Here is a 25,177-nt window from a genome sequence, read left to right as displayed (position 1 = left end):
ACCATCACGTCCGCCCGCGCTTTCTTGACACCCTTTTCACACCGAGCCACCGGACGGGTGAACGGGGTCACAGAAATCCAGGTCGGGCGGGCTGCCGCCAGGAAGGAAGCAGCGGTGGCAGGCCGGACGGGCGGGAGCCGGGATCGTCGTACACCGCCTCCGGGGAGTACTGCGTGGGCGCGCTGCCCCAGCCGCCCCGCAGGGTCGGCAGCGCAGGCGGACAACGGGCGGGATCCCGGCGGACCGTGCAGAGGTGGGTCCAGTCGGCCCCGAGGTCGAAGACGTAGGCGAAGGCGCTCCCCGGCGCCAGCAGGCCGAGGCGGGTGCGCCGGCCGTCCCGGGTGCCGGGAAACGCCGGGCCGTCACGCCAGGCCGACCAGCTGACCTCGACACCGCCGGGCAGCACGACCATGCGCAGGTGGTCGAGGTCCCGACGCCCGAAGGCGCGGTCGACGGCCTCGGCCAACTGCGCGAACGTGTGCTCAGGACCGGCGCTGACGACGCAACCGGGGCGCGGCCACCATCGGCGGCCCCGCCCCGTCACCAGCTCCACCTCGATCGACAACACGCCCTGCGGTTCAGGCCGCACGGCGATCCTCGGGACGGTCCGGCGGTGCGACCACGGCGAGCGGGCTCGCTACCCGACGCAGCGGCGGTCGGGGAACGTCGTCGTGGTCGAGGTTGATCGCGCGGACGTACCGGTAGCCGGTGCCCAGCACCGCGGCGAACCCGATGAGCACCGCGTGGGACCAGGCGTCATCGGCACCGGTCAGCTCGCCGTAGCGGTTCGCCAGGAAGCCGACGAACGTGGCCGCGCCCAGTGCGGTCACCGCGGCGACCGCACGCAGGTCGGCCACCACCGCGGCGTACCCGCCGACGACGCCGGCGATCAGCAGGACCCGGACGGGCAGCTCACCCGGCGCGAAGACCGCCGCCGCGACCAGCGCCGCGCCGACCACGAGCGCCGCGCCGCCCGCCACTCTGATCCCGGTAGGAGTGGGGTCCCCCGCCGGCCGAACTTCCTGATCTCGTACGACAGCCACAGCACGCCTCCGGCGACACGACCGCGGGCCCGCAGCCCGCCCTCCCCGCCATACCAGCCGGGGCGGCCGCCCGGCGTCGATGGCCTTGACGCATCCGCTACGCGCGTGCGGCCGATTTTGACGCTGCCTTGACGACATCCGGAACGCCGTCGGCTGACCGCCACCCGTGCGGCCGGGTCTCCCCGGATCAGGTCGGCGTGCCCGTCCCGGTCGGGTCGAGCGGGCCGAACGCCGAACGCACCAGGCGGTTCGCCTCCTCCTGGTCGACGTCGGTGGCGACCAGGAGATCACTGGCCGCCGTCCGTACCTGGGCGACCACCACCGCCCCGGAGAAGTCGACGCCGTCGCGGTAGGCGCGACCGGCCTCGGCGACCGCCCGCAACGCGGACTCCCGGCACCGGGTCGGCTCCGGCGTGCCCTGGGCGAATTCCTTGCGCAGCGTGCGCGCCGCGTCGGCCAGCGCGGACACCGCGTCCGGCATGGGCGCCGGCACCCGCTCGCCGTCCGCGATCAACGTGACCGCCCGTCGGATCAGCGTGCCGCTGTTACGCATCGCCCGGTCCACCGGCTCGACCGCCTTGGCATACCGGCCGAGCGGCCCCTCCCGGGCGGTCCAGTAGACCGGTGAGAGCGTGGCGGCCTCCCGTGCGCCCTGCGCCGCCTCGCCGAAGGAGCCCATCTCCTTCTTGTTGTCCCGCAACCGGTCGCGGGCGACGCGCGCCGCCTCCGCGTCCCGCTCGCGCAGCGCGTCGGCCGTGCGGTCCAACTGTTCGGCGAGCAGGTCCAGGGCGGGGCCGGCCGCCCGGTTGATGATCCGCAACGGGTTCAGCGGCAGCAGCACCGCGGTCACCAGGAGGGTTGCCCCGCCACCGATGAGCGCGTCGAGCACCCGGGGCGCCTCCAGGTCCGGCACCGTCGGCGTCAGCGTGCCGATCAGCACCGCCGTCGCCCCGGCCTGGACCACCAGCGCCGGGCTACGTCCGACGAACGCCGCCACCACCACGGCCAGCGCGACGATCAGACCGAGCTGCCACGCGCCGACCCCGACCGCGCCGATCAGCAGGTTCCCGATCAGGATGCCGACCGCCACCCCGATGATCAGTTCGACGGTACGGCGCACCCGCTGGCCGACCGAGGCGGCGAGCGCCACGACCGCGGAGATCGGGGCGAAGACGGGTTGCGGGATGTCCAGCAGCGAGTCCGCGACCCACCAGGACAGGCCGGCGGCGAGCCCGGCCTGGGCGGCCAGCCCCGCGCCCGCCCGAACCCGCCGGAACCGGTCGACCAGCAGCGCCGGCGCGGACCGCAGCCGGCGGACGAGCGGCCGGTCACCGGCGGCCCACCCACCGCTTCCCCGTGTTCCCGCACCGGCCACGGCCGCGCGTACCCGCTCCCCGGCGGCGCAATCCTGCGGCACGCCGGGCGGGCGGAGCGGGCACTCAGCGGCCGGTGGCGTTGGCGACCAGCGCCTCGGCGACCTCGCGCACCCTGCGGTTGGAGTCCTGGGACAGCTTCGACAGCAGCGCGAACGCCTCGTCCGCCGAGCACCGCCGCTCGCCCATGATGATGCCCTTGGCCTGCTCGATCACCGCCCGGCTGCGCATCGCCTCCTGCATCTGCCGGGCCAGCGTGGCGGCGCTGTCGTAGAGGTGGGCGTTGGCCAGCGCGACGGCGGCGTACGCGGCGAAGTTCTCGGCGCTGCGGACGGCCGCGCTGTCGAAGGCGTGCGGGGCCAGGCCGTACATGTTGAGCGCGCCGGTGACCGCCTCCTGGATCGGCAGCCCGACCGACAGCGAGCTGCCGATGCCCGCCGCCCGGGCGTGTGCGGCCCACTCCGGCCAGCGCCCCTCCACGGCCAGGTCGGGCAGCGAGATGCTGGCCGCGCTGGCGGCGGCGTCCAGGCAGGGACCCCGCTCGTTCCGGTACTGCCACTCGTCGAGTTGCCGGGCCAGGTCGCTGGTGCAGGCGGCGCTGGAGTTCCGGCCGCCCTGGGCCAGCGTCACGGTGACGTGGGCGCTGCCCGGGACGGTCTGGTTGGCCAGCTCGGCGACCCGCCGCAGGACGTCCTCCAGGCTCACCTCGTCCAGCCTGATCCGGCTCAGCTCGGCGAGAGCCTCGCCGGGGTCCGTGCTCGGGGCTGCCATGGGGATCCTTGTCGATGCGAGGACGGCTGTCACCACCAAGCTACCCGCCGCGCCCGACGCCGGCACGGGAACCCGGACGTGCGAAGCCGCGCGGATCGACGTAACGTCGGAGACCGGGTCAAGACGTGTGCCCTCCACCCGCTCACGGCCGCATCACGGCCGGGGGCGTCGCGCGAGTCGTCGTGTGGGAGGTGCCATGTTGGAGGATTTGCCGGTTTTCGGCCGTCAGCACGTTCCCACCGCGTCCGGATCGTGGCGACCGGACGAGCCGATCATGTGGTTGAGCTGCGAGGTCCATGGGGACGTGACCACGGTGTCGGTCGCCGGCGAGGTCGACCTCAGCAACGCCCACCTGCTGGCCGACCTGGTGGAGAACGTCGCCGGAGTGCGGGCGCCGCTGGTGGTGGTCCACCTCGCGGAGGTCACGTTCTTCGGCGCGCACGGCACCGAGGCCCTGGTGCGGGCCCGACGTCTGCTGCGCGAGCGGGGCGGACGGCTGGTGCTGTGCCGTCCCTCGCGGGTGGTGCGCCGCGTGCTCGACGTCACCGGCACGCTTCCCGGGTTCGAGGTCGTCACCCGCTTCCCGCCGGACGCGGTCGACCTCCGGCCGGCACGTCCGGTCGCCCCCGGCGGAGCGGGGGTCGTAGAGTTGTCCGGTAGCTGACGTCCCGAGCGGGGCGTCACGAACGAGCGTCAAGAAGCGGCGCCGGCCCCGATCCTCCCCGGATCGGGACAACGGTCCGTTGTCGCGGGCCGTCCCGCCACCAGCCGTCCCCCGGTTCAGGGGCGACGGCGTCGCTTCCCACAAGGACGTCACAGCTCATGCCGCAGGCCCACCCCGACCTCGCCGCAGCCTTGATCAGACTCGGGCGGATCAAGTACGACGAGGTCGACGTCGACGTGGTGTTGTCGATCATCGCCCAGGTCGCCAAGGACGCGATCCCGGGCACGGCCGAGGTCTCGGTCACGCTGGTCCAGGGCGCGACGGCGTACACCGCCGCGCACACCGGCGAGCTGGCCCTGACCCTGGACGAGTGGCAGTACGAGCAGGGCCGGGGCCCCTGCCTGGACGCCGCGACCACCGGCGCCGCGATGCTGGTGCCGGACATGGCGGCGGAGAGCCGGTGGCCGGAGTGGGCGGTCCGGGCCCACCGGGCGGGCGCCGCGAGTTCCCTCTCGATCGGCCTGCCCATCCAGGAGGCCATGGTCGGGGCGCTCAACATCTACGGCGCGGCCCCGCGGGTCTTCGACGAGCAGGTCGACCTCGCGCAGACGCTCGCCGGGTACGCCGCCATCGCGCTGGCCAACGTCCACCTCTACGAGAGCACCGCCACGCTGGCACAGCAGATGCAGGAGGCGATGCAGAGCCGAGCCGTGATCGAGCAGGCCAAGGGCATCATCATGGGCCAGCGCCGGTGCTCGGCCGAGGAGGCGTTCGCCATCCTGGCCCGGGTGTCGCAGGACTCCAACCGGAAGCTGCGGGAGGTCGCGGAGTCACTCGTCGACCGGGCGGTGCACGGCGGTCGCGACTGAGCGACCGTCGCCGATCAGCGCGGCATCGCGCGCCAGCCGGAGCCGCTCGACCGCCACGCCCCGGCGAGGATGCTCGCCGAGCCCCGGCTCGGGCACTGCTGGATCTTGGACCGGCCGGCGGCGCCGCCGATCTGCGCCTGCACCTGCCACTGGCTCCCGTCGGTGCGGATGTAGACGTCGCGCCGACCACGCGGGTTGCTGACGCCGTTCCACCAGTGTTCCTCCACCACCATGACGTGACCGTACCGCAGCCGGTATGGTCCGGCCCACACCAGATCCGCGGGCCGGACCTCGCCGGGGTCAGCCGTCCAGCCGTCGGACCATGTTCATGATGGTCTCGACCTGGGCACCGCCCTTGATCGGGTAGTTCGTGGCGCCGAGGTAACCCCACCAGTCCCAGCAGCCGTTCGGGTTGACCGGGGTGGCGGTCGCCTGCGGGTAGAGCACGATCAGCCGGTTGGTGTCGGCGTACTGGTTGAGGTTGGCCCGGTCGACGAACGCGGTGCCGACCTTGGCGTACCCCTGGGCGCAGCCGTGCAGGGCGACCAGCAGTCGGCAGGTGGTGCCGGCGGCGCAGGAGCTGGGCACGTACGCGAAGCCGTTGCCGTCCATGCTCAGGCCGTTGGCCCAGCCGTTGACCGCGAAGCTGTCCTGACCGAAGCGGATCAGGGTGCCGCCGAGCGGGCCGGTGTTCGGCGCGGCGACCGAGCCGAGCAGCTTGCCGAGGAAGGCGCCCTGCGGGTCGGTGCCGCAGTCGGCGAGGTACGGCGAGGCGGTGGCGGTGCAGCCGACCGTGCCGTAGGGCGTGACCCAGGAGTGCCCGGCGGCGCTGCCGGAGTCGTAGCGGACGCTGGCGCCGAAGTCCTGGTAGTACCGGACCAGGTCGTCGGTGACCGATTTCTTCACGGTGGCGTCGTTGTTGCCGTGGTAGACGTACACCGGCTGACCGGAGAGGTTGCCGGTGCCGTCGATCCAGCCGTACCCGGCCCAGGCGCGGGTGTACGCCTCCAGGTTGCCCACGTACGTCGGGTAGATGTTGTCGCCGCAGCCGTAGAGCGCCTGCGGGATGGTGTTCTGCGCGCAGTAGTAGGGCCCGGCCGCGAAGATCGCCGCGCCCCGGACGCGGGCCGAGTAGGCGACCTGGAGCTGGGTGGCCATGTAGCCACCGGAGGAGACCCCGACGACGTAGACGGCGGAGACCGGGTACGAGCGCAGCGAACCGGCGACCGGCGTCTTGGTCCAGGGGGTGCTCGCGGCCCGGGCGGCGACGCCACCGGGCAGGACGAGCAGGAGTGCGGCGGCGAGGGCGGTGACGGCCTTCCACGGTGTCTTCATGGTGTTCTCCCGTCGGAGTGCCGGTGGGACGACCGGCGTGCCGGCACCGTAGCGTGACATTGACCACAGCAGATATCCGCACCGTCGACACGTCCCCCGGAGTCGCGGTGTGGCCCGCCCACGCCGGAAATTCCTGGACCACCGCCGGGGGCACGGGCTAGCGTCCGGACGACGTCACTCCGAGACCGTGAAGAGGGTGTTTTGGTGCCCGTGCCGACCGCGCCGAACCGGACCGACCCGCCCGCAACCCTCTTCCGCACTCGGAGCGACCACCATGGACCTGCCACGTAGCTTCACCATCCGCGAGGGTGACCTCCGCGTCCTCAACCCGATCGACGAGGCCAAACTGGCCACGCTCGGCCGGGCGATCAGACTCACGCCCGGGGCCGAGCTGCTCGACCTGTGCAGCGGCAAGGGCGAGCTGCTCTGCACCTGGGCCCGGGACCACGCGATCACCGGCACCGGGGTCGACATCAGCACCGCCTTCACCGCCGCCGCCCGGGACCGCGCCGCCGAGCTGGGCGTCGCCGACCGGGTCCGGTTCGTGCACGGCGACGCCGCCGCGTACGTCCCGGCGCGTCCGGTCGACGTGGCCTGCTGCGTCGGCGCGACCTGGATCGGCGGCGGCGTCCCGGGCACCCTGGAGCTGCTCGACCGCGCGCTGCGACCGGGCGGCATGGCGCTGGTCGGCGAGCCGTACTGGCGGATCGACCCGCCCGACGAGGAGACGGTGGCCGGGTCGCACGCCCGGTCCCGGGACGAGTTCCGTGACCTGCCCGGCCTGGTCGCACTCTTCGGCGACTGCGGCTGGGACCTGGTCGAGATGGTCCTCGCCGACCAGGACAGCTGGGACCGGTACGCCGCCGCGCACTGGCTGAACCTGCGCCGCTGGCTGGACGCCGACCCGGATGACGAACTGGCCCCGGAGCTGCGGCGGGAACTCGCCGAGGACCCGCTGCGGTACGTCCGGTTCCAGCGCGAACATCTGGGTTGGGGAGTTTTCGCGCTGCTTCGTCGCTGACGCCGCCCGACGCCCGGCCGACACGTCGGCGCGCGCCGGCCGGGCTTAGCGGATCGCTACGGAGGGTAAAGCCAGATCATGGGACAGTTGCGCACCTCGCCGCCGCCGCCGCAGGCCACCGAGCTGGAGCGGTGGGTGCTCGACACCCCCGAGCAACTGCGCGTCGTCCGCGCCTCGCTGCGCGACGCACTGAACCGGCACGGGCTGGTGCAGGGCGAGGACCTGGACGAGGTGCCGCACATGGTGCTGCTCGTCGTCACCGAGCTGGCCAGCAACGCGCTCCGGCACGGCCGGCCGCCCACCATCGTCACGCTGCTCGCCACCGACGACTGCTTCCTGCTCGAGGTGGCCGACCACGACGTCAGCTCGGTGCCGGAGCTGTCCGACATCCATCCGCTGGACTCGGGCGGGCGAGGGCTGTTCCTGGCCCAGTCGATCTCGCTCGACGTCGGCTGGTACTCCACCGCCACCACCAAGAACATCTGGGCGTCGTTCTCCCGCTGAGGTCGCCACGGCCGGTCGACGGGACGGCGCGGCGGGTGGGCCCGCCGGCGCCCGACGCCGAGCCGCCGGCGGACCCGCCGGACTAGAAGCCCGCCACCGGGTGCGGGACGTACGGCGCCTCCAGCGCCGCCACCTCCTCGTCGGTCAGTTCCAGTTCCAGCGCGGCCACCGCGTCTGTCAGGTGGTGCGGCTTGGTGGCGCCGACGATCGGCGCGGTCACCGCCCGGTTGCGGGCCACCCAGGCCAGCGCCACCTGGGCCCGCGGCACACCGCGCTGCTGGGCCACCCGGCCCACCGCGTCGATCACCGCCCGGTCGTGCTCCTCGGTACGCGCGTAGAGCGTGCGGCCGAACTCGTCGGTCTCCGCCCGCGCGGTCCGCTCCTGCGGGTCCCGCGTCAACAGCCCCCGGGCCAGCGGGCTCCACGGGATCACCGCGACGCCCTGGTCGAGGCAGAGCGGCAGCATCTCCCGCTCCTCCTCCCGGTAGAGCAGGTTGTAGTGGTTCTGCATCGAGACGAACCGGGTCCAGCCGTGCCGCTCGGCGAGCCAGAGCGCCTTGGCGAACTGCCACGCGTACATCGACGAGGCGCCGAGGTAGCGGACCTTGCCGGCCCGGACCAGGTCGTGCAGGGCCTCCAGCGTCTCCTCGATCGGCGTGCCCGGGTCGAGACGGTGGATCTGGTAGAGGTCGACGTAGTCGGTGCCGAGCCGGCGCAGGCTCGCGTCGATCTCGCTCATGATGTGCTTGCGGGACAACCCACCCCGGTTCGGACCCGGCCCCATCCGACCGTGCACCTTGGTCGCGATCACCACGTCGTCGCGACGGGCGAAGTCCTTCAGCGCCCGGCCGACGATCTCCTCGCTGGTGCCGTCGGAGTAGACGTTCGCGGTGTCGAAGAAGGTGACGCCCAGCTCCAGCGCCTGCTGGATGAAGGGGCGGGCGGCGTCCTCCGGCAGCGACCACGGGTGGCCGCCCCGGCTCGGCTCGCCGTAGCTCATGCAGCCCAGGCAGAGCCGGGACACCTCCAGGCCGGTGGACCCGAACTTGACGTAATCCATGGGGTCCATCCCACCACCGGTGGGCAGGGAGCGCAGGGCGTGGCGGTCAGTCGCCGTCCTCGCCGCCGGACCCGGCGGTGGCTGCCGGGGTGTCGCCCCAGACCGCCTTCGCGCCGGAGTCACCCACCCGGTAGACCTGGACCAGGTTCGCCGCCGCCACGACCACCGCGAGCACGGCCACGACCACCCCGAGCACGCCCGGCCCGGCCGTCCGGGCGTCCCCGGCCGGACGGTGCGCCCGCCGGTGCAGCCAGACCAGCGCGCCCGCGGCCACCAGCAGCGGCAGCGCGAACCAGATCAACTGGTCGCCCAACGCGGCGTGCCGACCCGGGTCGCCGACCCGCCGTTCCAGGCTCTCCCCGCTCTCGGTGGCGAGCGGAACGGCGGCGGTGGCCAGCGCGGCGACCAGCACGACGAGCCAGCCGAAGCGTCCCCGCCAGGCCGGTCGTACGGCCAGCGCGGCCACGCCCAGCGCGGCCAGGGGCAGCAGGACCACCACGGCGTGCACCACCAGCGGGTGCAGCGGCAGTCCGTTCACGGAGTCGGGCACGGTGTCTCCTCGGCGGTCGGGGCGGAAGCCGGTCCGGGCCTCACAGTGCCCGCCGTTTCTTGCGAAGTTCTTGCGGCCGGCCCGCCCGGAACTCAGCCGGGCGGCAGCAGCAGCGTGAAGGTGGCACCCCGACCCGGCGCGCCGGTCACCTCGACGGTGCCCCGGTGCGCCCGCGCCACGTGCTGGACCAGGGCGAGGCCGAGACCGAACCGCCTGCCGGCGCCGGTCGTGCCGTGCGCGAACCGGGCGAAGAGCCGGTCCGCCTCGGCCGGGTCCAGCCCGACCCCGTCGTCGGCGACCTCGGCGGCGACCCGACCGTCGCGCCGGGCCACGGTCACCGTGACGTGCCCGCCCGACGGCACGTGCCCGAGGGCGTTGTCCACCAGCGCGGTCACCGCCCGCCGCAGGGCCGGGCGGGCACCCCGCACCGGTGCCGGCCCGGCCGCGTCCAGCCGCAGCTCCACCTCCCGCTCCCGGGCGTACGCGGACATGCTCGCCACCACCTCGCGGGCGACCTCGGCCAGGTCGACCTGGGTGTCCGGCAGCGGCTGGTGTTCCGCGGCGGCCGACACCAGCAGGTCCTCGACCACCTCGCCGAGCGCCCGGGTGTCCGCCACCAACTGGTCCAGTTCCCCGGTCAGCCGCCCCGCCGGCCGGTCGCGGGCACGCCGGGCGAGCAGTTGCGCCCGGGTGTGCAGCACGGTCAGCGGGGCGCGCAACTCGTGCGAGGCGTCCGCCACGAACCGGCGCTGCATCCCCAGCGCGGTGGCCAGCGGGGCGACCGCCCGCCGCGCCAGCAGGGTGGCCGTGACCAGCGCGCCGGCGAGCCCGGCCAGCTCGGCGACCAGCAGGGCGAGACCGAGCTGGCCCTGCCGGCGACGCAGCGGGGCCAGGTCGGCGGCGACCGCCCAGTCGCTGCCGTCGGGCCGCCGCTCCACCACCACCCGGACCGGCCGGTCGTCGCCGGCGGACGCGTCGTGGCGGCCGGGCGGACGCCGTACCGCCGAGTCGAGCACCCGGGTCAGGGCCGGCGACGCCCCGGGCGTCACCTCGACGGCCGTGCCGCCGGGACGCCGGAGCGCCAGGAACTGTCCGGGCGGGGGATCGTCCACGTCCTCGGCCGCGGCCAGCACCCGGGTCAGCTCGTCGTCCAGCGCCCGCGACTCCTGCCGGCTGGTCAGCACGAACATCAGCGCGCCCACCAGCAGCAGGACCAGCCCGATCGCCCCGGCGGTCTGGACCACGCTGCGCCGGCGGGCACGGGTGAGCCGGGCCTCGTCCACCTCAGCCGCCCCCGAGCCGGTAGCCCAGCCCGTGCACCGTGCGGACGGCGTCGCGGCCCAGCTTGCGGCGCAGGTGGTGGACGCAGGCGTCCACGCTGCCCGGCGCGTCGGCCCGGTCGAAGGCGACGCTGAGCAGCTCGGCCCGGGTGAAGACCTTGCGGGGCCGCCCGGCCAGCGCGTGCAGGACGGCGAACTCGCGGGAGGAGAGCGGGATCTCCGCGGCGCCGTCGACCACCTGACGGTTGCCCACGTCGAGGCGGCCCCGGCCCAACGGCAGCCAGTCCGCTCCCACCGGGTGCCGACGGCGCAGCGCACGCAGCCGGGCCAGCAGCTCCGCCACCTCGAACGGCTTGACCAGGTAGTCCTCGGCGCCGGCGTCCAGCCCGGCCACCCGGTCGTCCACCGCGCCGCGGGCGGTGAGCAGCAACACCGGGCAGGTCACCCCGTGCGCCCGGAGCCGGGTGACCAGCTCCAGGCCGTCCAGCGCCGGCAGCCCCCGGTCGACCACCATCACCTGGTAGTCCCGGGTCAGCGCCCGGTGCAGGCCGAGATGCCCGTCGCCGGCCACGTCCACCGCGTACCCCTCGTCGGCGAGCAGGTCGGCCAGCAGCCCGGACAGGGCCCGGTCGTCCTCGACCAGCAGCAGGCGGGTGGGGCTCTCCACCCGGCCAGTATTCACCCGTGCGGCCGACCGGCCGGCGGGTCAGTGGTCCTCGGCCGGGATCGGGTCGTCGTACTGGCCGGACGGGCCGACCAGGGCCTCCCCGCCCACCAGCGGCCAGGCGTTGGGCGCGCAGCCGTGCAGCCCGAGCGTCTGCTGCACCATCACCGGCGCCGGGCCGCCGGCCCCGGGGCAGCGCTCGTGACCCCGGCCCAGCCGGTGGCCCACCTCGTGGTTGAGCAGGTACTGCCGGTAGAGGTCGAGGTCGGCCACGTGCGGCACCCCGTACACCCAGCGGGCCACGTTGATCACGACCCGATCGCCGTTACGGCAGGAGGTGTAGCGGTCGGTGGGGTCGCCGCAGAGCCCACCCCGGGTCAGCGGTGTGGTGAGCAGCACGGTGAAGTCGGCCGGCCCGTCCCGGCCCACCCGCTGCAACCGCCACCGGCCGTCCCCGGTCCAGCCGCGCGGGTCGGCCAGCGTCGCGGCGACCTCCCGGGCGAAGCGTTCCACGTCCACGTTGCGGATGCCGTCCTCGACCGCGACCCGGTAGCGCAGCAGCTCACCGGAGCGACCGGCCACCGCGCCGGTGGTGTCGGCGGTCCGGAAGCCGCCGCCGCCCCGTAGCGGGTAGGTGATGCCGGGCGGCACCCGACCGGCCGCCGGGACCGGCGACGCCGGGGCGGTCGTCGCCGTCGGGCGCGGGGCGGGCACCTGAGCCGGCACGGTCCGCTCCACGCCGGCCGAGGTCAGCAGGTCCGGGTGCCGGCGGAGGGCGTATCCGCCGCCGGCCGCGAGACCGGCCGCGACGAGGGCCGCCACCAGGAGCGGGACCCCGGCCCGGGACCGTCGTCGCCGCCGGTGCAGACCCCGGTCGTACCCGCCCACGTCGATCTCCGTCCGTCGCGCCGCCCCGCTCCGGGCAGGAGTACGGATGCCGGGCCCGGACGGTTGAACCCGCGGGCCGGGTACCGTCGGTGGCGGGGTGAGCGACCTGCCGCCTGTCGGATTCAGGGGGAGCCACCCGTGTCATCAGCCGAGCAGTTGCTCGACGCCGCCCTCGCGGCGGCGCGCGGCACCGACGTACGCGCCGCCGAGCGGGCCCTCGACCGGCTGGTGGTGGGCGCCGGCGCGGACGTCGACGCGGCCCTGCTGGCCCGGCTCACCCGGGCCGTCGGCCGGCTCTGGCCGCGCGGCTGGCAACCGGTCGACCTGGACCGCCTCGCCGTACGCCGGTTGACCCCGCGCGGCGCCCGGCTGCTGCGCGACGGCGTGGCCGCCCAGCGGCGGACACTCCCGGACCCCGTCCCGGCCTGGTTCGACGAGCAGGTCACCGACCTGGGCGCCCGCTGGGACACGGACGCCGGCTGGCTGGACCGCCGCGCCGACGGCGACCGGATCACCGCCCTGCGCGATGCCGTCAACGCGCTCGTCCTGGTCGAGGGGCTGCCGCCGATCGCGTCGCTGCGTCCGCCGCCGGGCTCGGCCGCCGTCTCCCGCGCCGCCGTCCCGGCCACCGGTTCCCGGATGCTCGACCGGGTACGCGCGCTGCTGGCCAAGGCCGAGTCGACCGGTTACCCGGCGGAGGCGGAGGCGTTCACCGCCAAGGCGCAGGAGCTGATGGCCCGGCACAGCATCGACGCGGCGTTGCTCGACGCCGCGGCCGACCGGCCGGACCGTCCCGGCGGGGTACGCCTCGGCACCGACGCCCCGTACGCGGCGGCGAAGGCGCTGCTGATCCAGGAGGTGGCGGCGGCGAACCGGTGCGAGTCGGTCTGGTCCGACGACCTGGGCTTCGCCACCGTGCTCGGTTTCCCGGCCGACCTGGCGGCGGTGGAGCTGCTGCACACCTCGCTGCTGGTGCAGGCCACCGCCGCGATGCTGCGCGGGCGGGCGGAACGCGGCCGGGCCGGTGGGCGGCGCACCAAGGTCTACGACGAGTCGTTCCTCAACGCGTTCGCGTTGCGGATCGGCGAGCGGTTGCGGGTGGCCAGCACGGCGGCGGCCGAGGAGCGGGACGACGACCGTCTGCTGCCGGTGCTCGCGGCCCGCTCGGACGCCGTCCGGGAGCGCCTGGACCAGCTCTTCCCCGGCACCACCCGGCACCGGCTCCAGGTCCGCGACGCGGACGGCTGGACCTCCGGCACCAGCGCGGCGGACCGCGCCTCCCTCGACCCGACCGCCCCGGCGCGCCGGCCGCTTCGCGGGGCCCGCTGACTTTTCTCGGCGATGATGTCGGATCGGGCGGCCCGGCTCCGACCCGTCTGCGAGGCGCCGCCGACGGTGGCCCCGATCGGAGGAGTGAGACGTGAAGTACATGCTGCTGATCTGGAACCGGCCCGGCTTCGTGGAGGAGCTGTCCGAGGCGGAGCGCACCGTGATCTTCGGCGAGGTCGACGAGATCATGAAGGAGCTGACCGAGTCCGGCGAGCTGGTCGGCGGGGAGGCGCTGGCCCACCCGTCGCAGGCCCGGACGGTACGGCCGGCGGCCGGCGGCACCGAGATCACCGACGGCCCGTTCGTGGAGAGCAAGGAGCAGTTCGCCGGCTACCTGACCGTTGACTGCGACACCCCGGAGCGGGCCGCCGAGATCGCCGCCCGCTGGCCGGACGTGCGGCACGGCTTCGGCGTGCTGGAGGTGCGCGCGGTGATGGAGCAGGCCGGGACGGAGATGTGACCGACCGGGCGGTCGAGGATCTGCTGCGCACGCTGGCGCCGCAGGTCCTCGGCGTGCTCGTGCGCCGGCACGGCCAGTTCTACGCCTGCGAGGACGCCGTCCAGGAGGCGCTGCTCGCCGCCGCCACCCAGTGGCCGGCGCAGGGCGTCCCGGACCACCCCCGGTCCTGGCTGGTCACGGTGGCCACCCGCCGGCTCACCGACGAGTGGCGCAGCGAACACGCCCGCCGGGAACGCGAGGTCGCGGTGGCGGTCCGGCAGCCCGCGTACGCCGCCGTCGCGCCGCCCGCCGACGAGGAACCGCCGAGCGGCGACGACACGCTGCGACTGCTGTTCCTCTGCTGCCACCCGGCACTGCCGGTGAATGCCCAGGTGGCGCTCACGCTGCGCGCGGTGGGCGGCCTGAGCACCGCGGAGATCGCGCGGGCGTACCTGGTGCCGGAGGCCACCATGAGCCAGCGGATCCGCCGCGCCAAGCAGCGGATCGAGGCGAGCGGGGCGCGCTTCACGCTGCCCTCGCCGGCCGACCGGGACGAGCGGCTGGGCGCGGTGCTGCGCGTGCTCTACCTGATCTTCAACGAGGGCTACACCGCGTCCAGCGGCGACGCGCTGCACCGGGTCGAGCTGACCGGGGAGGCGATCCGGCTGGCCCGGGAGCTGCACCGGCTGCTCCCGACCGACGGCGAGGTGGCCGGGCTGCTGGCCCTGATGTTGCTCACCGACGCGCACCGGGCGGCGCGTACCGGCCCGGACGGGGAGCTGGTGCCGCTGTCCGAGCAGGATCGCACCCGCTGGGACCGGGCCGGGATCGACGAGGGCATCGCGCTGGTGACCGAGGCGTTGACCTGGTCGGCGCCGGGCCCGTACCAGGTGCAGGCGGCCATCGCGGCGGTGCACGCGGAGGCGCCCACCGCCGCCACCACGGACTGGCCGCAGATCGTGGCGCTCTACCGGGTGCTGGCCCGGATCGCCCCGAACCCGATGGTCACGCTGAACCAGGCGGTCGCGGTGGCGATGGTGGACGGGCCCCGCGCCGGCCTCGCGCTGCTCGCGCCGCTGGACGTTGACGACCGCACGGCCGGCCACCACCGGCTCGCCGCCGTCCGGGCACACCTGCTCGAACTGGCCGGCGACCGCGTCGCCGCCCGGGCCGCCTACCTGGCCGCCGCACGGGCCACCACCAGCCTGCCCGAGCGCCGCTACCTGGAGGTACGCGCCGCCCGCCTGGCCGCCGACCGATGAGTTCCGGCGTCCCGGGAGGTCCACCCGTCATGGGAGAGGTCTTCAGTCAACTGTCGATGTCGTTGGACGGCTACGTGGCGGCCCCGGGGCAGAGCCTGCAGGACCCGCTCGGGCGTGGCGGCCTACGGCTGCACGAGTGGCTCTTCGCCACCGAGAGCTGGCGGGCGGAGCACGGCCTGAACGGCGGCGAGCGCGACGTCGACGCCGAGCTGGTCGAGGAGATGATCGAGGGCGTCGGCGCGTATGTGATGGGCCGGCGCATGTTCGGCGGCGGCGAGGGCCGGTGGGACCTCGGGTGGACCGGATGGTGGGGCGACGACCCGCCGTTCCGGGTCCCGGTCTTCGTGCTGACCCACCACCGGAGGGAACCGCTGCCGATGGCGGGCGGTACGGAGTTCCACTTCGTCACCGACGGGATCGAGGCGGCGCTGGAGCGGGCCCGGGCGGCGGCCGGTGACCGGTCCGTCTGCGTGGCGGGCGGCGGCGGCACGGTGCGCGGCTACCTGGCGGCGGGCCTGCTCGACTCGCTCTGGCTGCACGTGGTGCCGATCGTGCTGGGCGGCGGCACGCCGTTGTTCGACGGGCCGCTGGACGTCACCCTGGAGCCGGAGCGGGTGGTCACCGCACCCACCGTCACCCACATTCGCTACCGGGTACGCCGCTGACCCGGACGCACGCCGGGCCGGCCCGAAGGCCGGCCCGGTGGGGTGTGCGAGTCGTACGTCAGCTCTTGAAGGCGTCCTTGATCTTCTCGCCGGCCTGCTTGAGCTTGGCGCCGGCCTGGTCGTTGCGGCCCTCGGCCTCGAGGCGCTCGTTGTCGGTCGCCCGGCCCACGCCCTCCTTCACCTTGCCCGCGGTGTCCTGGGACGCGTTGTCGATCTTGTCGTCGAGACCCATGGTGAACCTCCACTCAGCAGTTGCGTGACGACAACTGGTTACCCCGCCGGCCGCCGGCCCAATCACCGGTCACCCGATCGGGCGAAACCGCCGCAGCCGGAGGCTGTTCGCCACCACGAACACCGACGAGAAGGCCATCGCCGCGCCGGCGAGCATCGGGTTGAGCAGCCCGGCGGCGGCCAGCGGCAGCGCCGCCACGTTGTAGGCGAACGCCCAGAACAGGTTCCCCTTGATGATCGCCAGGGTGCGGCGGGAGAGCCGGATGGCGTCCGCCGCGGCCCGCAGGTCGCCCCGGACCAGGGTCAGGTCGGCGGCCTCGATGGCCACGTCGGTGCCGGTGCCCATAGCCAACCCGAGGTCGGCCCGGGCCAGCGCGGCGGCGTCGTTGACCCCGTCGCCGACCATGGCGACCACCCGACCCTCGCCCTGGAGCCGCTCGACCACTGCCACCTTGTCGGCGGGCAGCACCTCCGCGATCACCTCGTCGATGCCCACCTCGGCGGCCACCGCGTTCGCCACGGTGGCGTTGTCGCCGGTGAGCAGCACCGGGGTGAGCCCCAGGTCGCGCAGCCGGTCGACCGCCGCCCGGCTGGTCGGCTTCACCGCGTCGGCCACCGCGAGCACCCCCCGGGCCCGACCGTTCCAGCCGGCCAGGACCGCCGTGCGGCCGGCGGCCTCCGCGCCGGTCGCCGCCCGCGCGACCTCCTCGGGTACGTCGAGACCGCGCTCCCCCAGCAGCCGCGCCCGACCGACCACCACGCTGCGGCCGTCGACCGTGCCGGTCACGCCGAGCCCTTCGGCGTTGGCGAAGTCGGTGACGGCCGGCAGCGGCCCGGCGTCGACCGCCGCCTCGGCCACCGCCCGGGCGATCGGGTGCTCGGAGGCCGCCTCCAGCGCGCCGGCCAGCCGGAGCAGTTCCCCGGCGTCCTCGCCGTCGGCGGGCAGCACCTCGGCCAGCGCCATCCGCCCGGTGGTGACGGTGCCGGTCTTGTCCAGCACCACGGTGTCGACCTGTCGGGTGGACTCCAGCACCTCCGGCCCCTTGATCAGCACGCCGAGCTGCGCGCCGCGCCCGGTGCCGACCAGCAGCGCGGTCGGGGTGGCCAGGCCGAGCGCGCAGGGGCAGGCGATGATCAGCACGGCCACGGCGGCGGTGAACGCGGCGGTCGGACCGGCGCCGGTGCCGAGCCACCAGCCCAGCGTGCCGGCGGCCAGGGCGATCACGATCGGCACGAAGACCCCGGAGATCCGGTCGGCCAGCCGCTGCACGGCCGCCTTGCCGGTCTGCGCCTGCTCCACCAGCCGGGCCATCTGGGCGAGCTGGGTGTCCCCGCCGATCCGGGTGGCGCGGACCACCAGCCGGCCGCCGGCGTTGACGGTCGCGCCCACCACGGTGTCGCCCGGCCCGACCTCGACCGGCACCGACTCGCCGGTGAGCATGCTGGCGTCTACCGCGGAGGTGCCCTCCTCGACCACCCCGTCGGTGGCGACCTTCTCCCCGGGCCGGACCACGAACCGGTCGGAGACCGCGAGCTGGTCGACCGGGATCCGGGTCTCCTGCCCGCCGCGCAGCACCGCCACGTCCTTCGCGCCCAGTTCGAGCAGGGCGCGCAGGGCGGAGCCGGCGGTGCGCTTGGCACGGGCCTCGAAGTAGCGCCCGGCCAGGATGAAGACCGTCACCCCGGCGGCGGCCTCCAGGTAGATGTTGCCGGCGCCGTCGCCCCGGGTGATGTCGAACCGGAACGGGTGCGTCATGCCGGGCATGCCGGCGTCGCCGAGGAAGAGCGCCCAGAGGGACCAGCCGAACGCGGCCAGTGTGCCGAGCGAGACCAGGGTGTCCATGGTCGCCGCGCCGTGGCGCAGGTTGACCAGCGCGGCCCGGTGGAACGGCAGCCCGCCCCACACCACCACCGGAGCGGCCAGCGTGAGCGAGGCCCACTGCCAGTGGTCGAACTGCCAGGCCGGCACCATGGCCAGCAGGATCACCGGCAGCGTCAGCACCGCCGAGACCCACAACCGGGTACGCGCGCCGTGCAGCTCGTCCACCGGCCCGGCGGCCGTGGTCGCCTCGGCGCGGGTGGGCGGCGGTGGCACCGCGGCCGTGTAGCCGGTCTTCTGCACGGTGGCGATCAGGTCGTCCGGCGTGACCTCGTCGGCGTACCGGACGGTGGCCTTCTCGGTGGCGTAGTTCACCGTGGCCTCGACGCCGTCCATCCGGTTGAGCTTCTTCTCGATCCGGGCGGCGCACGATGCGCAGGTCATGCCGCCGATCGCGAGTTCGATCAGGTTCGGCGCGGTCGGGAGCGTCTTTCCCGTGGTGGTCATCGCGGCACCTCCCCGGTCAACTGTGCCCGTGCCCCGGGGTGCCGTGTCCGGCGTCCGGGGTCGGTGCGGTGGTGGTCGCCGGCCCGGTGGGCGTCGGCGGGGCCTGGTCGCCGGCCACGACGGTGAACTCGGCGGTGTGCACCGCGTCGCCGTGCCGGAAGTCCAGGTAGAGACGGTACGCCCCGGCCGACGGCACCTCGGCCGCGAACGTGACCGCCGGCCCGGCCGGCGTCCGCCCGTCGCCGGGCGTGCCCTCCGGGTGCACGTGCAGGTAGGCCAGGTCACCCTGGCGCAGCGCCACCAGGTGGCCGTACGCCCCGAGGTAGGGCTGGAGGTCGGTGACCGGCCGGCCGTCCCGGCTGACCGAGAGCGTGAGCCGGCTGGTGCGGCCGGGCTCCGGCGCGCCGGTGAGCGTGACGGTGTAGCCGTCGACAGTGGTGCTGGTGGCCGGTGGCGGCAACGGTCGCGCGGCCAGCGTGCCGGGGACGGTGACGTCGACGCCGAGCGTCAACGGCTCCCCGCCGGTCGGGGTGAAGTCGGCGAACGCCCGCCACACGCCCGGCCCGGTGAGCGGTGAGGCGACCCGCCAGGTGCCGTCGTCGGCCAGCTCCGGGTGCACGTGCCGGAAGCCGGAGAGGTCGCGGCGGGCGACGATCAGGTGCATGCGCTTGTCGTGGGCCACCTCGTAGCGGGTGACCGGGCGGCCGTCCGGGCCGGTGATCCGGAACGCGAACTGCCCGTCGGGGGCGGCCGTCGGCTGGAGCGTGTAGCCACGCTCGGAGACGAGCAGCCCGCCGGGCAGGTGGGCGTCGGTGCCCCCGGCGTCGGTGTCCTCGGTGTGGCCCTGGTCGCCGTGGCCGGTGTCGGCGTCGTGGCGGGTCTCGGCGGCGGGGGCGACGGGATCGACCACGTGGCCGATCCCGTACGCCGCGCCGAACACCGCCGCGAGGCCGAGGGCGAAGCCGCTCAGCTTCGTCGCCGTGTTCATGGTGCCTCCTCGTGTGCTCCGGGTCGGTGGACCCGTCACGCCTCGACGAGGTCGTAGCCGGCCTCGTCGACGGCGGCGCGGACGGCGTCCGCGTCCAGCGGGCTCGGGCTGGTGACGGTGACCCGGCCGGTGGCCAGGTCGACCTGGACGTCGGTGACGCCCGGCAGTGCGCGCAGTTCGGTGCTCACCGCGGTGACGCAGTGCCCGCAGGTCATGCCCCGCACCTGGTAGGTGGTCTCCATGGGTTCCCTCCGATCCCATACCCCCCTGGGGTACCCACCGCACGTTAGCATACCCCCGAGGGGTACGCTATCCTCGGCGGCATGACCACGCCGCCCACCCCGACCCGGGGCTACACCGCCAGCAAGGACCAGCTCCTCGCCCGGCTCCGCCGCATCGAGGGTCAGGTCCGGGGCATCGAGAAGATGGTCGAGGACGACCGCTACTGCATCGACGTGCTGACCCAGATCTCGGCCATCCAGGCCGCGCTGGACAAGGTCGGCCTGGGCCTGCTGGACGGGCACGCCCGGCACTGCATGCACGAGGGGGCCGCCGAGGGCCGGGCCGACGAGATGGCGTCCGAGATGATGGCCGCCGTCGGCCGCCTGATGAAGCGCGGCTGACCGGCCTGGCCTGATCCGGCGTCCACCGGCGGCGCGGGCCGCCCTGGCTACCATGGCCGGGCGACGACCCGGGCGTGATCCCACGCGTCCGCGCCGGTCCCGGTGACCCGACCGGTCCGGTGACCCGGTTCCGCCGCGACCGTTGGGAGAGACGCCGTGGGCGCCGATCACACCCGTCCCGCAGCCGCCGCGCCGCCGGGCGTACGCCGGCTCCTGATCGCCACCGTGGTGCCGCTCTTCGTGCTCACCGTGATCGCGGCGCTGCTGCTCTGGCCCCGGGCGGACCGCGACCCGGTGGACGGCGGCGCGGACGTGCCGCGCTACCACGGCACGGTGACCCGGGTGGTGACCGAGCCCTGCCCGCCGACGCCCGAGTCGCCCGAGGGCGACACCGGCGGCCCCTGCGGCACCGTGACCGTCGCCGCCGAGCAGGGGCCGGACGCGGGCCGGCAGGTCGAGACGCCGGTCCCCACCGGACCCGGCGCTCCCCGGGTCTCGGTCGGTGACGAGGTGGTCCTGGTCGAGCTGGTCGACCCGGCCGACCCGTCGGTGAAGACCTACAACATCGCCGAGCACCAGCGCGGTACGCCGCTGATCTGGCTGGTGGCGCTCTTCGCCGCCGCGATCGTGGCGTTCGGCCGCTGGCGCGGGCTGGCCGCGCTCGGCGGGCTGGTGGCCAGCTTCGCCATCCTGCTCGGTTTCGTGCTCCCCGGCATCGGCGCCGGGCAGTCGCCGCTGCTGGTGGCGATCGTCGGCGCCGCACTGATCATGTTCGTGGTGCTCTACCTGACCCACGGGATCACCGCGCAGACGTCGGTGGCGGTGCTCGGCACGCTCGGCAGCCTGGTGATCACCGGAGTGCTGGGCACGGCAGCCACCGCCGCCACCCACCTGACCGGCTTCGGCAGTGAGGACGCCACCACGCTGTCGATGTTCCAGGGTGACGTGGACCTGCACGGACTGCTGCTGGCCGGCATCATCATCGGCTCGCTCGGCGTGCTGGACGACGTCACCGTCACCCAGGCGGCCACCGTCACCGAGCTGGCGCACGCCAACCCGGGGCTGTCCCGACGACAGCTCTACCGGGCGGCCACCCGGGTGGGCCGGGCGCACATCGCGTCCACCGTCAACACCATCGTGCTGGCGTACGCGGGCGCCTCGCTGCCGCTGCTGCTCCTGCTGGTCGCCGACTCCCGCCCGGTGGGTCAGCTGCTCACCAGCGAGTTCCTCGCCCAGGAGATCGTCCGCAGCGCGGTGGCCACGCTCGGCCTGATCGCCGCCGTACCGCTGACCACCGCGCTGGCCGCGGTCGTGACCACCGCCGGCCGCGCCGCGCGGGCCGCCGGACCCGCGACGCCCCGGCCGCCGTCGCCCCGGGAGGACGCGTGGGAGGCGCTCGGCGAGGGGCGGTCCGGCGGGGGCAGGAGCACGGAGGCCGCATGGTGACACTCCGCAGCGTGACGGCCGATTCCAAACGCGATGCTGGTCACGCTGGGCGGTGGCGAATTCTCGCGATTGGTCGGCTTCCGGACGTAGATCCCCGGGAGTGGTCTCGGGTAACCTCGCTGCCGGTCACCGCCGAAGGCGCGCACCGGCGCCTGCGGTGCCGCCGCCCAATCGCCTCCGGGCGAGCCGGGGAACCAGGTACATGGGGTGAATCCGCGCCAGCGGTAGGGACCACTTCCGTCCCGAACCCGTCAGCTAACCCGGTCGGCGGTCGACGGAAGGGAACACTGTGACGGCACCCCTGCGCCGCTGGCTGACACCCGTGGTGGCCGTGCTCGCCGCTCTCGCCGTGCTGGCCGGGCCGACGCCGGCCTCGGCGGCCCCCGGCACCGCCGCCCCGAACCCCTCGGGCCACTCGGAGGACGACGACCCACCGCTGATCAGCGAGGCCGTCACCGCCGCCAACCGCGCCTACCTCCAGGCCAAGTCGAAGTTGGACACGTCCCGCAAGCGGCAGCTCCAGCTCGCGCTGGAGGTGAAGGCGGCGCAGAACCAGCTCGACGCGCTCAGCCCGCAGGTGAGCGAGATCGCGGCACAGTCCTACCGGACCGGTCGCGTCGGCGCCATGGCGATGCTGCTGGAGAGCGACTCCCCCGACTCGTTCGTGCGCCGGGCCAGCGCCCTCGACGAGCTGAACCTGTTCAACGCGCAGCGACTCGCCGCCATCAACGAGGTGAAGGGCCGCGCCGAGCGGGCCAAGATCGCGCTCGACGCCGAGGTGCGGGAGCAGGAGAAGCAGGCGAACGCGATGGCCCGCGAGAAGGCCGAGGCGCAGAAGGCGCTGAAGCTGGTCGGCGGGCTGGACTTCACCGGTGGCCTGGTCTCGGCCACCTCGAAGGTTGCCGAGATCGGCCCCGGCCGCACCGCCGACGGCGGGTGGAAGTCGGAGTCGTGCAGCGAGAACGACCCGACCACCTCGGGCTGCGTCACGCCGCGCACCCTGCACGCGTACAAGGAGGTCAAGCGCGCCGGGTTCAACCGCTTCGTGGGCTGCTACCGCCCCGGCGGGCCGTGGGAGCACCCCAAGGGCAAGGCGTGCGACTGGTCGTTGCAGAACAGCGGCTTCGCACCGTGGCACAACAACGACACCCGCCGGTACGGCAACGAGGTGGCCGCCTTCCTCATCCGCAACGCCGACCGGCTGGGCATCTACTACGTGATCTGGAACCGGCAGATCTGGTTCCCGGCGACCGGCTGGAGTTCCTACAGCGGGCCCTCCAACCACACCGATCACGTGCACATGTCGCTGCTCTGACGCGCGCGTACGACGATAGGGGCCGCCCACGGGCGGCCCCTATCGTATCCGTTCCCGGTCAGCCGGCGAGCGCCGCGTCCGCCGACGCGGCCGGCGCCGGCAGCGGGGCCGGGGACTGCGCCACCGTCCGGACCTCGCCGCCACTGAGCCGGTACGACATGCCGACCACCGCGCAGGCCCCGCCGGCCACCTTCGCGGCGAGCACCGAGGAGCGGGCCAGCAGGGTCTCCACCGTCTGGGCGATGTGCACGTCGATGATGCCGTCGAGGTCCTCGACTCCCTGCCGGCCGGCCCGGAGCAGGCTGGGTGAGACGGCGTCCACCACCGCGCCCAGGTGCCCGGCCGGGGCGGAGCCGGTGCGGACCGCCTCACGGGCCGCCTGGACCGCGCCGCACGAGTCGTGGCCGAGCACCACCACGAGCGGCGTGCCGAGCACGGTGACGGCGTACTCCACGCTGCCCAGCACCTCCGGGCCGGCGGTGTGGCCGGCCGTGCGCACCACGAAGAGGTCACCGAGGCCGCGGTCGAAGATGATCTCGGCGGCGAGTCGCGAGTCGGAGCACCCGACGATCACCGCGAACGGATGCTGGCCGTCGGCGACCGCCGCCCGGTGCCCGGCGTCCTGGTTCGGGTGCTGGGGCACACCGGTGACGAACCGGTGGTTACCGGCACGCAGTTCGGCGAGTGCCTCATCGGGGGTGGTCGGGATCATGCTGCTCACCTCGTCCTCGCGCGGAGCCGTCAGGCCGGCCGGCGGCGGTGTCGGCCCCGCGACCCACCGTCACACGCGACCCATGGCACGTCAAGATTTCGTGATACGCATTTCATACGTCACCGTCGCGGATCGCGCCGGGTCGGGGCGCCGACGGAAGGAGTCATACGATGACCACCATGGCGACCACACCGGCCGAGGACGGGAGCCGCAAGAACTGGACCTTCCTCACCAATCACGGGCACGTCCTGCTGGCCATCGCGCGCAACCCCACCGCACGCCTGCGGGACGTGGCCGACGAGGTGGGTGTCACCGAGCGGGCGGCCCAGGCCATCGTCGCCGACCTGGAGGCCGGTGGCTACCTGCGCCGCACCCGGGTGGGCCGGCGCAACGAATACACGGTCAACCCGCACGGGCGCTTCCGGCACCCGGCGGAGGCCGACCAGCAGGTGGGTGCGCTGCTCGACCTGTTCGGCGCCGAGCCGACCGGCGACACCGCCGAACGCTGACCGTCCTCGCGCGACCGCCCGTTCCCCCGCGCCCACGGCCGCGACGGTAATCTCACCGCGTGCGCGACAGCTTGCTGGCGAACGGGACGACGGGGCGCGTCCGTGCCGGACACCGGATCAGGTCCGTCCTGTCCGGAGCGGCGGTCGCCGCCCTGGTCGGCGGCGCGCTGGCGGTGCCGACGCCGGCTGTCGCGGCGCCCGCGTGCGGGCCCACCGGCGGCCCGGCCCCCACCGAGGTGCCCTGGGCGTTGAGCCGGCTCGACCCGGCGGCCGCCTGGCGGGTCGGCAAGGGGCAGGGCGTCACGGTCGCGGTCGTCGACTCCGGCGTCTCACCGAGCCACCCGTTGCTGCGCGGCCGGGTGCTGCCGGGCGAGGACTTCAACCAGTTGGTGCACCTGCGCGGGCAGTGCGACCTGGTCGGTCACGGCACCATGGTGGCGGGCATCATCGCTGGCCGGGAGGGCACCGGCTCGCCGTACACCGGCATCGCGCCCGAGGCCCGCATCCTGCCGCTGCGCGTGCTGGCCGAGAACAAGGAGAACTTCGACCCGGACGTGCCGGGCGAGATCGGCCGGGCGATCCGCTGGGCGGTCGACCACGACGCCGACGTGATCAATCTGTCCCTGGTCACGCTCGACGACCCGGCCCTCCGGTCGGCCGTCGACCACGCCCTGGGCAAGGGCGTGATCGTGGTGGCCTCCGCCGGCAACCGGCAGGAGAACCGGGAGGACCGGCCGGCCTACCCCGCGGCCTACCCGGGGGTCATCGCCGTCGCCGGCATCGACGAGCAGGGCGGCCACGTGGGCAGCTCGGTCAGTGCGGACTACGTGGACATCGCCGGCCCGGGCCTGAACATCGTCGGCCCCGCCCCGCAGGGTGCGGGCTACCGCGCGGAGCCGCAGGGCGGGACGAGCTTCGCCACCGCGTACGTCTCGGGGGTGGCCGCGCTGGTGCGGGCCGCGCACCCCGAGATCAGCCCCGAGGAGGTGGCCTACCGGTTGACCCGCACGGCGGACAACCCGCCCGACGGGCACAACACGGAGGTGGGCTACGGGATGGTCAATCCCTACCGGGCGGTGACGAACCTGCTGGGCACCCGCGACGACCCCCCACTGGGCGCGATGCCGCCGCCGGCGCCGGCCGCCGACCCCCTGGCCCGGCAGCGCACGGTCGCGATCTGGGTCGCCGTCGTCGGCGGGCTGCTGGCCGGCGTCCTGCTCACGCTGCGCCCGATCCTGGTACGTGGGCGGCGGCGCGGCTGGCGCCCCGGCCGTCGCGACCTCCCCCACGACGCCTGACCCGGCCCCGTC

General features: G+C 74.6%; 29 protein-coding genes and 1 riboswitch. Of the genes, 13 read left to right on the top strand and 16 right to left on the bottom strand.

Features of this window, described 5'->3' with window-relative positions; genetic code table 11:
* Positions 1-67 precede the first annotated feature (67 nt).
* The 4 genes from O7600_RS21695 to O7600_RS21680 all read right to left on the bottom strand — a co-directional run bounded on the left by O7600_RS21695 (position 68) and on the right by O7600_RS21680 (position 3,187).
* A complete protein-coding gene (locus O7600_RS21695) occupies positions 68-589 on the bottom strand; it encodes a hypothetical protein (RefSeq protein WP_281590079.1) in 522 nt (173 codons plus the stop codon).
* Positions 579-980, bottom strand: a complete 402-nt coding sequence (locus O7600_RS21690; protein WP_281590078.1) for a hypothetical protein — start codon at positions 978-980, stop codon at positions 579-581. The genes O7600_RS21695 and O7600_RS21690 overlap by 11 nt, the downstream gene beginning before the upstream one ends.
* 250 nt (positions 981-1,230) lie before the next feature.
* Positions 1,231-2,352: an FUSC family protein gene (locus O7600_RS21685; protein WP_281594231.1), complete on the bottom strand. Its 1,122-nt coding sequence runs from the start codon at positions 2,350-2,352 to the stop codon at positions 1,231-1,233.
* A gap of 130 nt (positions 2,353-2,482) precedes the next feature.
* A complete protein-coding gene (locus tag O7600_RS21680; RefSeq protein WP_281590076.1) occupies positions 2,483-3,187 on the bottom strand; it encodes an ANTAR domain-containing protein in 705 nt (234 codons plus the stop codon).
* Between O7600_RS21680 and O7600_RS30140 the strand changes: the two genes are divergently transcribed.
* Both O7600_RS30140 and O7600_RS21670 read left to right on the top strand, forming a co-directional pair.
* Complete coding sequence (locus O7600_RS30140) at positions 3,186-3,851, top strand: STAS domain-containing protein (RefSeq protein ID WP_348651349.1); 666 nt, start codon at positions 3,186-3,188, stop codon at positions 3,849-3,851. The two genes, O7600_RS21680 and O7600_RS30140, sit on opposite strands and share 2 nt — an antisense overlap.
* A 158-nt stretch (positions 3,852-4,009) precedes the next feature.
* The gene (locus tag O7600_RS21670) at positions 4,010-4,720 is read left to right on the top strand and encodes a GAF and ANTAR domain-containing protein (RefSeq protein ID WP_091583030.1); all 711 of its coding nucleotides are present in this window, start codon (positions 4,010-4,012) and stop codon (positions 4,718-4,720) included.
* A 14-nt stretch (positions 4,721-4,734) separates the two neighbouring features.
* Here O7600_RS21670 and O7600_RS21665 read toward each other — a convergent pair whose 3' ends face one another.
* A complete protein-coding gene (locus tag O7600_RS21665; RefSeq protein ID WP_174529672.1) occupies positions 4,735-4,953 on the bottom strand; it encodes a hypothetical protein in 219 nt (72 codons plus the stop codon).
* A 67-nt stretch (positions 4,954-5,020) separates the two neighbouring features.
* Positions 5,021-6,055: a PHB depolymerase family esterase gene (locus O7600_RS21660; RefSeq protein WP_281590071.1), complete on the bottom strand. Its 1,035-nt coding sequence runs from the start codon at positions 6,053-6,055 to the stop codon at positions 5,021-5,023.
* A gap of 274 nt (positions 6,056-6,329) precedes the next feature.
* On the opposite strand from O7600_RS21660, the gene O7600_RS21655 reads away from it, so the two are divergent.
* Both O7600_RS21655 and O7600_RS21650 read left to right on the top strand, forming a co-directional pair.
* Positions 6,330-7,076, top strand: coding sequence for a methyltransferase domain-containing protein (locus tag O7600_RS21655; RefSeq protein WP_281590069.1), 747 nt, complete (start codon positions 6,330-6,332; stop codon positions 7,074-7,076).
* Between the two features lie 78 nt (positions 7,077-7,154).
* Positions 7,155-7,580 (top strand): ATP-binding protein, encoded by a 426-nt coding sequence (locus O7600_RS21650; protein ID WP_281590067.1) that lies wholly within the window; start codon positions 7,155-7,157, stop codon positions 7,578-7,580.
* Positions 7,581-7,662: 82 nt separating this feature from the next.
* Here the strand turns inward: O7600_RS21650 and O7600_RS21645 are convergent, their stop codons facing one another.
* From O7600_RS21645 to O7600_RS21625, 5 genes are all read right to left on the bottom strand, one after another.
* Positions 7,663-8,640, bottom strand: coding sequence for an aldo/keto reductase (locus O7600_RS21645; RefSeq protein WP_281594229.1), 978 nt, complete (start codon positions 8,638-8,640; stop codon positions 7,663-7,665).
* Between the two features lie 46 nt (positions 8,641-8,686).
* Positions 8,687-9,190 carry a DUF2231 domain-containing protein gene (locus O7600_RS21640; protein ID WP_281590065.1) on the bottom strand — a complete coding sequence of 168 codons (504 nt, stop codon included), beginning with the start codon at positions 9,188-9,190 and terminating at the stop codon, positions 8,687-8,689.
* A gap of 92 nt (positions 9,191-9,282) precedes the next feature.
* Positions 9,283-10,473, bottom strand: a complete 1,191-nt coding sequence (locus tag O7600_RS21635; RefSeq protein ID WP_281590063.1) for a HAMP domain-containing sensor histidine kinase — start codon at positions 10,471-10,473, stop codon at positions 9,283-9,285.
* Position 10,474: 1 nt separating this feature from the next.
* Complete coding sequence (locus O7600_RS21630; RefSeq protein WP_281590061.1) at positions 10,475-11,137, bottom strand: response regulator transcription factor; 663 nt, start codon at positions 11,135-11,137, stop codon at positions 10,475-10,477.
* Between the two features lie 39 nt (positions 11,138-11,176).
* A complete protein-coding gene (locus O7600_RS21625; protein ID WP_281590059.1) occupies positions 11,177-12,022 on the bottom strand; it encodes a DUF3152 domain-containing protein in 846 nt (281 codons plus the stop codon).
* A gap of 138 nt (positions 12,023-12,160) precedes the next feature.
* Between O7600_RS21625 and O7600_RS21620 the strand changes: the two genes are divergently transcribed.
* From O7600_RS21620 to O7600_RS21605, 4 genes are all read left to right on the top strand, one after another.
* Entirely contained in the window at positions 12,161-13,351 is a 1,191-nt protein-coding gene (locus tag O7600_RS21620; RefSeq protein WP_281590057.1) for a DUF2786 domain-containing protein, read from the top strand.
* A gap of 100 nt (positions 13,352-13,451) precedes the next feature.
* Positions 13,452-13,811 (top strand): YciI family protein, encoded by a 360-nt coding sequence (locus tag O7600_RS21615; protein ID WP_281594228.1) that lies wholly within the window; start codon positions 13,452-13,454, stop codon positions 13,809-13,811.
* A complete protein-coding gene (locus tag O7600_RS21610; RefSeq protein ID WP_281590055.1) occupies positions 13,808-15,052 on the top strand; it encodes a sigma-70 family RNA polymerase sigma factor in 1,245 nt (414 codons plus the stop codon). The genes O7600_RS21615 and O7600_RS21610 overlap by 4 nt, the downstream gene beginning before the upstream one ends.
* 29 nt (positions 15,053-15,081) lie before the next feature.
* A complete protein-coding gene (locus O7600_RS21605) occupies positions 15,082-15,717 on the top strand; it encodes a dihydrofolate reductase family protein (protein ID WP_281590053.1) in 636 nt (211 codons plus the stop codon).
* Between the two features lie 58 nt (positions 15,718-15,775).
* Here O7600_RS21605 and O7600_RS21600 read toward each other — a convergent pair whose 3' ends face one another.
* The 4 genes from O7600_RS21600 to O7600_RS21585 all read right to left on the bottom strand — a co-directional run bounded on the left by O7600_RS21600 (position 15,776) and on the right by O7600_RS21585 (position 19,504).
* Positions 15,776-15,949 (bottom strand): CsbD family protein, encoded by a 174-nt coding sequence (locus tag O7600_RS21600; protein ID WP_013283784.1) that lies wholly within the window; start codon positions 15,947-15,949, stop codon positions 15,776-15,778.
* A 69-nt stretch (positions 15,950-16,018) separates the two neighbouring features.
* On the bottom strand, positions 16,019-18,274 hold the full coding sequence (locus O7600_RS21595; protein ID WP_281590050.1) for a heavy metal translocating P-type ATPase: 2,256 nt from the start codon (positions 18,272-18,274) through the stop codon (positions 16,019-16,021).
* 16 nt (positions 18,275-18,290) lie between these two features.
* Positions 18,291-19,262 carry a hypothetical protein gene (locus O7600_RS21590; RefSeq protein WP_281590048.1) on the bottom strand — a complete coding sequence of 324 codons (972 nt, stop codon included), beginning with the start codon at positions 19,260-19,262 and terminating at the stop codon, positions 18,291-18,293.
* 35 nt (positions 19,263-19,297) lie between these two features.
* Positions 19,298-19,504: a heavy-metal-associated domain-containing protein gene (locus O7600_RS21585; RefSeq protein WP_281590046.1), complete on the bottom strand. Its 207-nt coding sequence runs from the start codon at positions 19,502-19,504 to the stop codon at positions 19,298-19,300.
* A gap of 81 nt (positions 19,505-19,585) precedes the next feature.
* On the opposite strand from O7600_RS21585, the gene O7600_RS21580 reads away from it, so the two are divergent.
* From O7600_RS21580 to O7600_RS21570, 3 genes are all read left to right on the top strand, one after another.
* Positions 19,586-19,885 carry a metal-sensitive transcriptional regulator gene (locus O7600_RS21580; RefSeq protein WP_091583077.1) on the top strand — a complete coding sequence of 100 codons (300 nt, stop codon included), beginning with the start codon at positions 19,586-19,588 and terminating at the stop codon, positions 19,883-19,885.
* A 156-nt stretch (positions 19,886-20,041) separates the two neighbouring features.
* Positions 20,042-21,331, top strand: a complete 1,290-nt coding sequence (locus O7600_RS21575) for a YibE/F family protein (RefSeq protein WP_281590043.1) — start codon at positions 20,042-20,044, stop codon at positions 21,329-21,331.
* Between the two features lie 154 nt (positions 21,332-21,485).
* A riboswitch (cyclic di-AMP (ydaO/yuaA leader) is annotated at positions 21,486-21,616 on the top strand.
* A 4-nt stretch (positions 21,617-21,620) separates the two neighbouring features.
* Positions 21,621-22,646 carry a hypothetical protein gene (locus tag O7600_RS21570; protein ID WP_281590041.1) on the top strand — a complete coding sequence of 342 codons (1,026 nt, stop codon included), beginning with the start codon at positions 21,621-21,623 and terminating at the stop codon, positions 22,644-22,646.
* A 58-nt stretch (positions 22,647-22,704) separates the two neighbouring features.
* On the opposite strand, the gene O7600_RS21565 is transcribed toward O7600_RS21570, so the two are convergent.
* Positions 22,705-23,358, bottom strand: a complete 654-nt coding sequence (locus O7600_RS21565; protein WP_281590040.1) for a carbonic anhydrase — start codon at positions 23,356-23,358, stop codon at positions 22,705-22,707.
* Positions 23,359-23,528: 170 nt separating this feature from the next.
* Between O7600_RS21565 and O7600_RS21560 the strand changes: the two genes are divergently transcribed.
* Positions 23,529-23,867 carry a helix-turn-helix domain-containing protein gene (locus O7600_RS21560; protein WP_281590038.1) on the top strand — a complete coding sequence of 113 codons (339 nt, stop codon included), beginning with the start codon at positions 23,529-23,531 and terminating at the stop codon, positions 23,865-23,867.
* A gap of 59 nt (positions 23,868-23,926) precedes the next feature.
* Positions 23,927-25,165 (top strand): type VII secretion-associated serine protease mycosin, encoded by a 1,239-nt coding sequence (mycP, locus tag O7600_RS21555; RefSeq protein ID WP_281590036.1) that lies wholly within the window; start codon positions 23,927-23,929, stop codon positions 25,163-25,165.
* Positions 25,166-25,177: the final 12 nt, after the last annotated feature.

It is taken from the genome of Micromonospora sp. WMMA1998, assembly GCF_027497375.1.
In the GTDB taxonomy this organism is placed as follows: domain Bacteria; phylum Actinomycetota; class Actinomycetes; order Mycobacteriales; family Micromonosporaceae; genus Micromonospora; species Micromonospora sediminicola.
The sequence above is the reverse complement of the archived record's forward strand: the minus strand, read 5'-3'. Positions and strand labels throughout refer to the sequence as shown.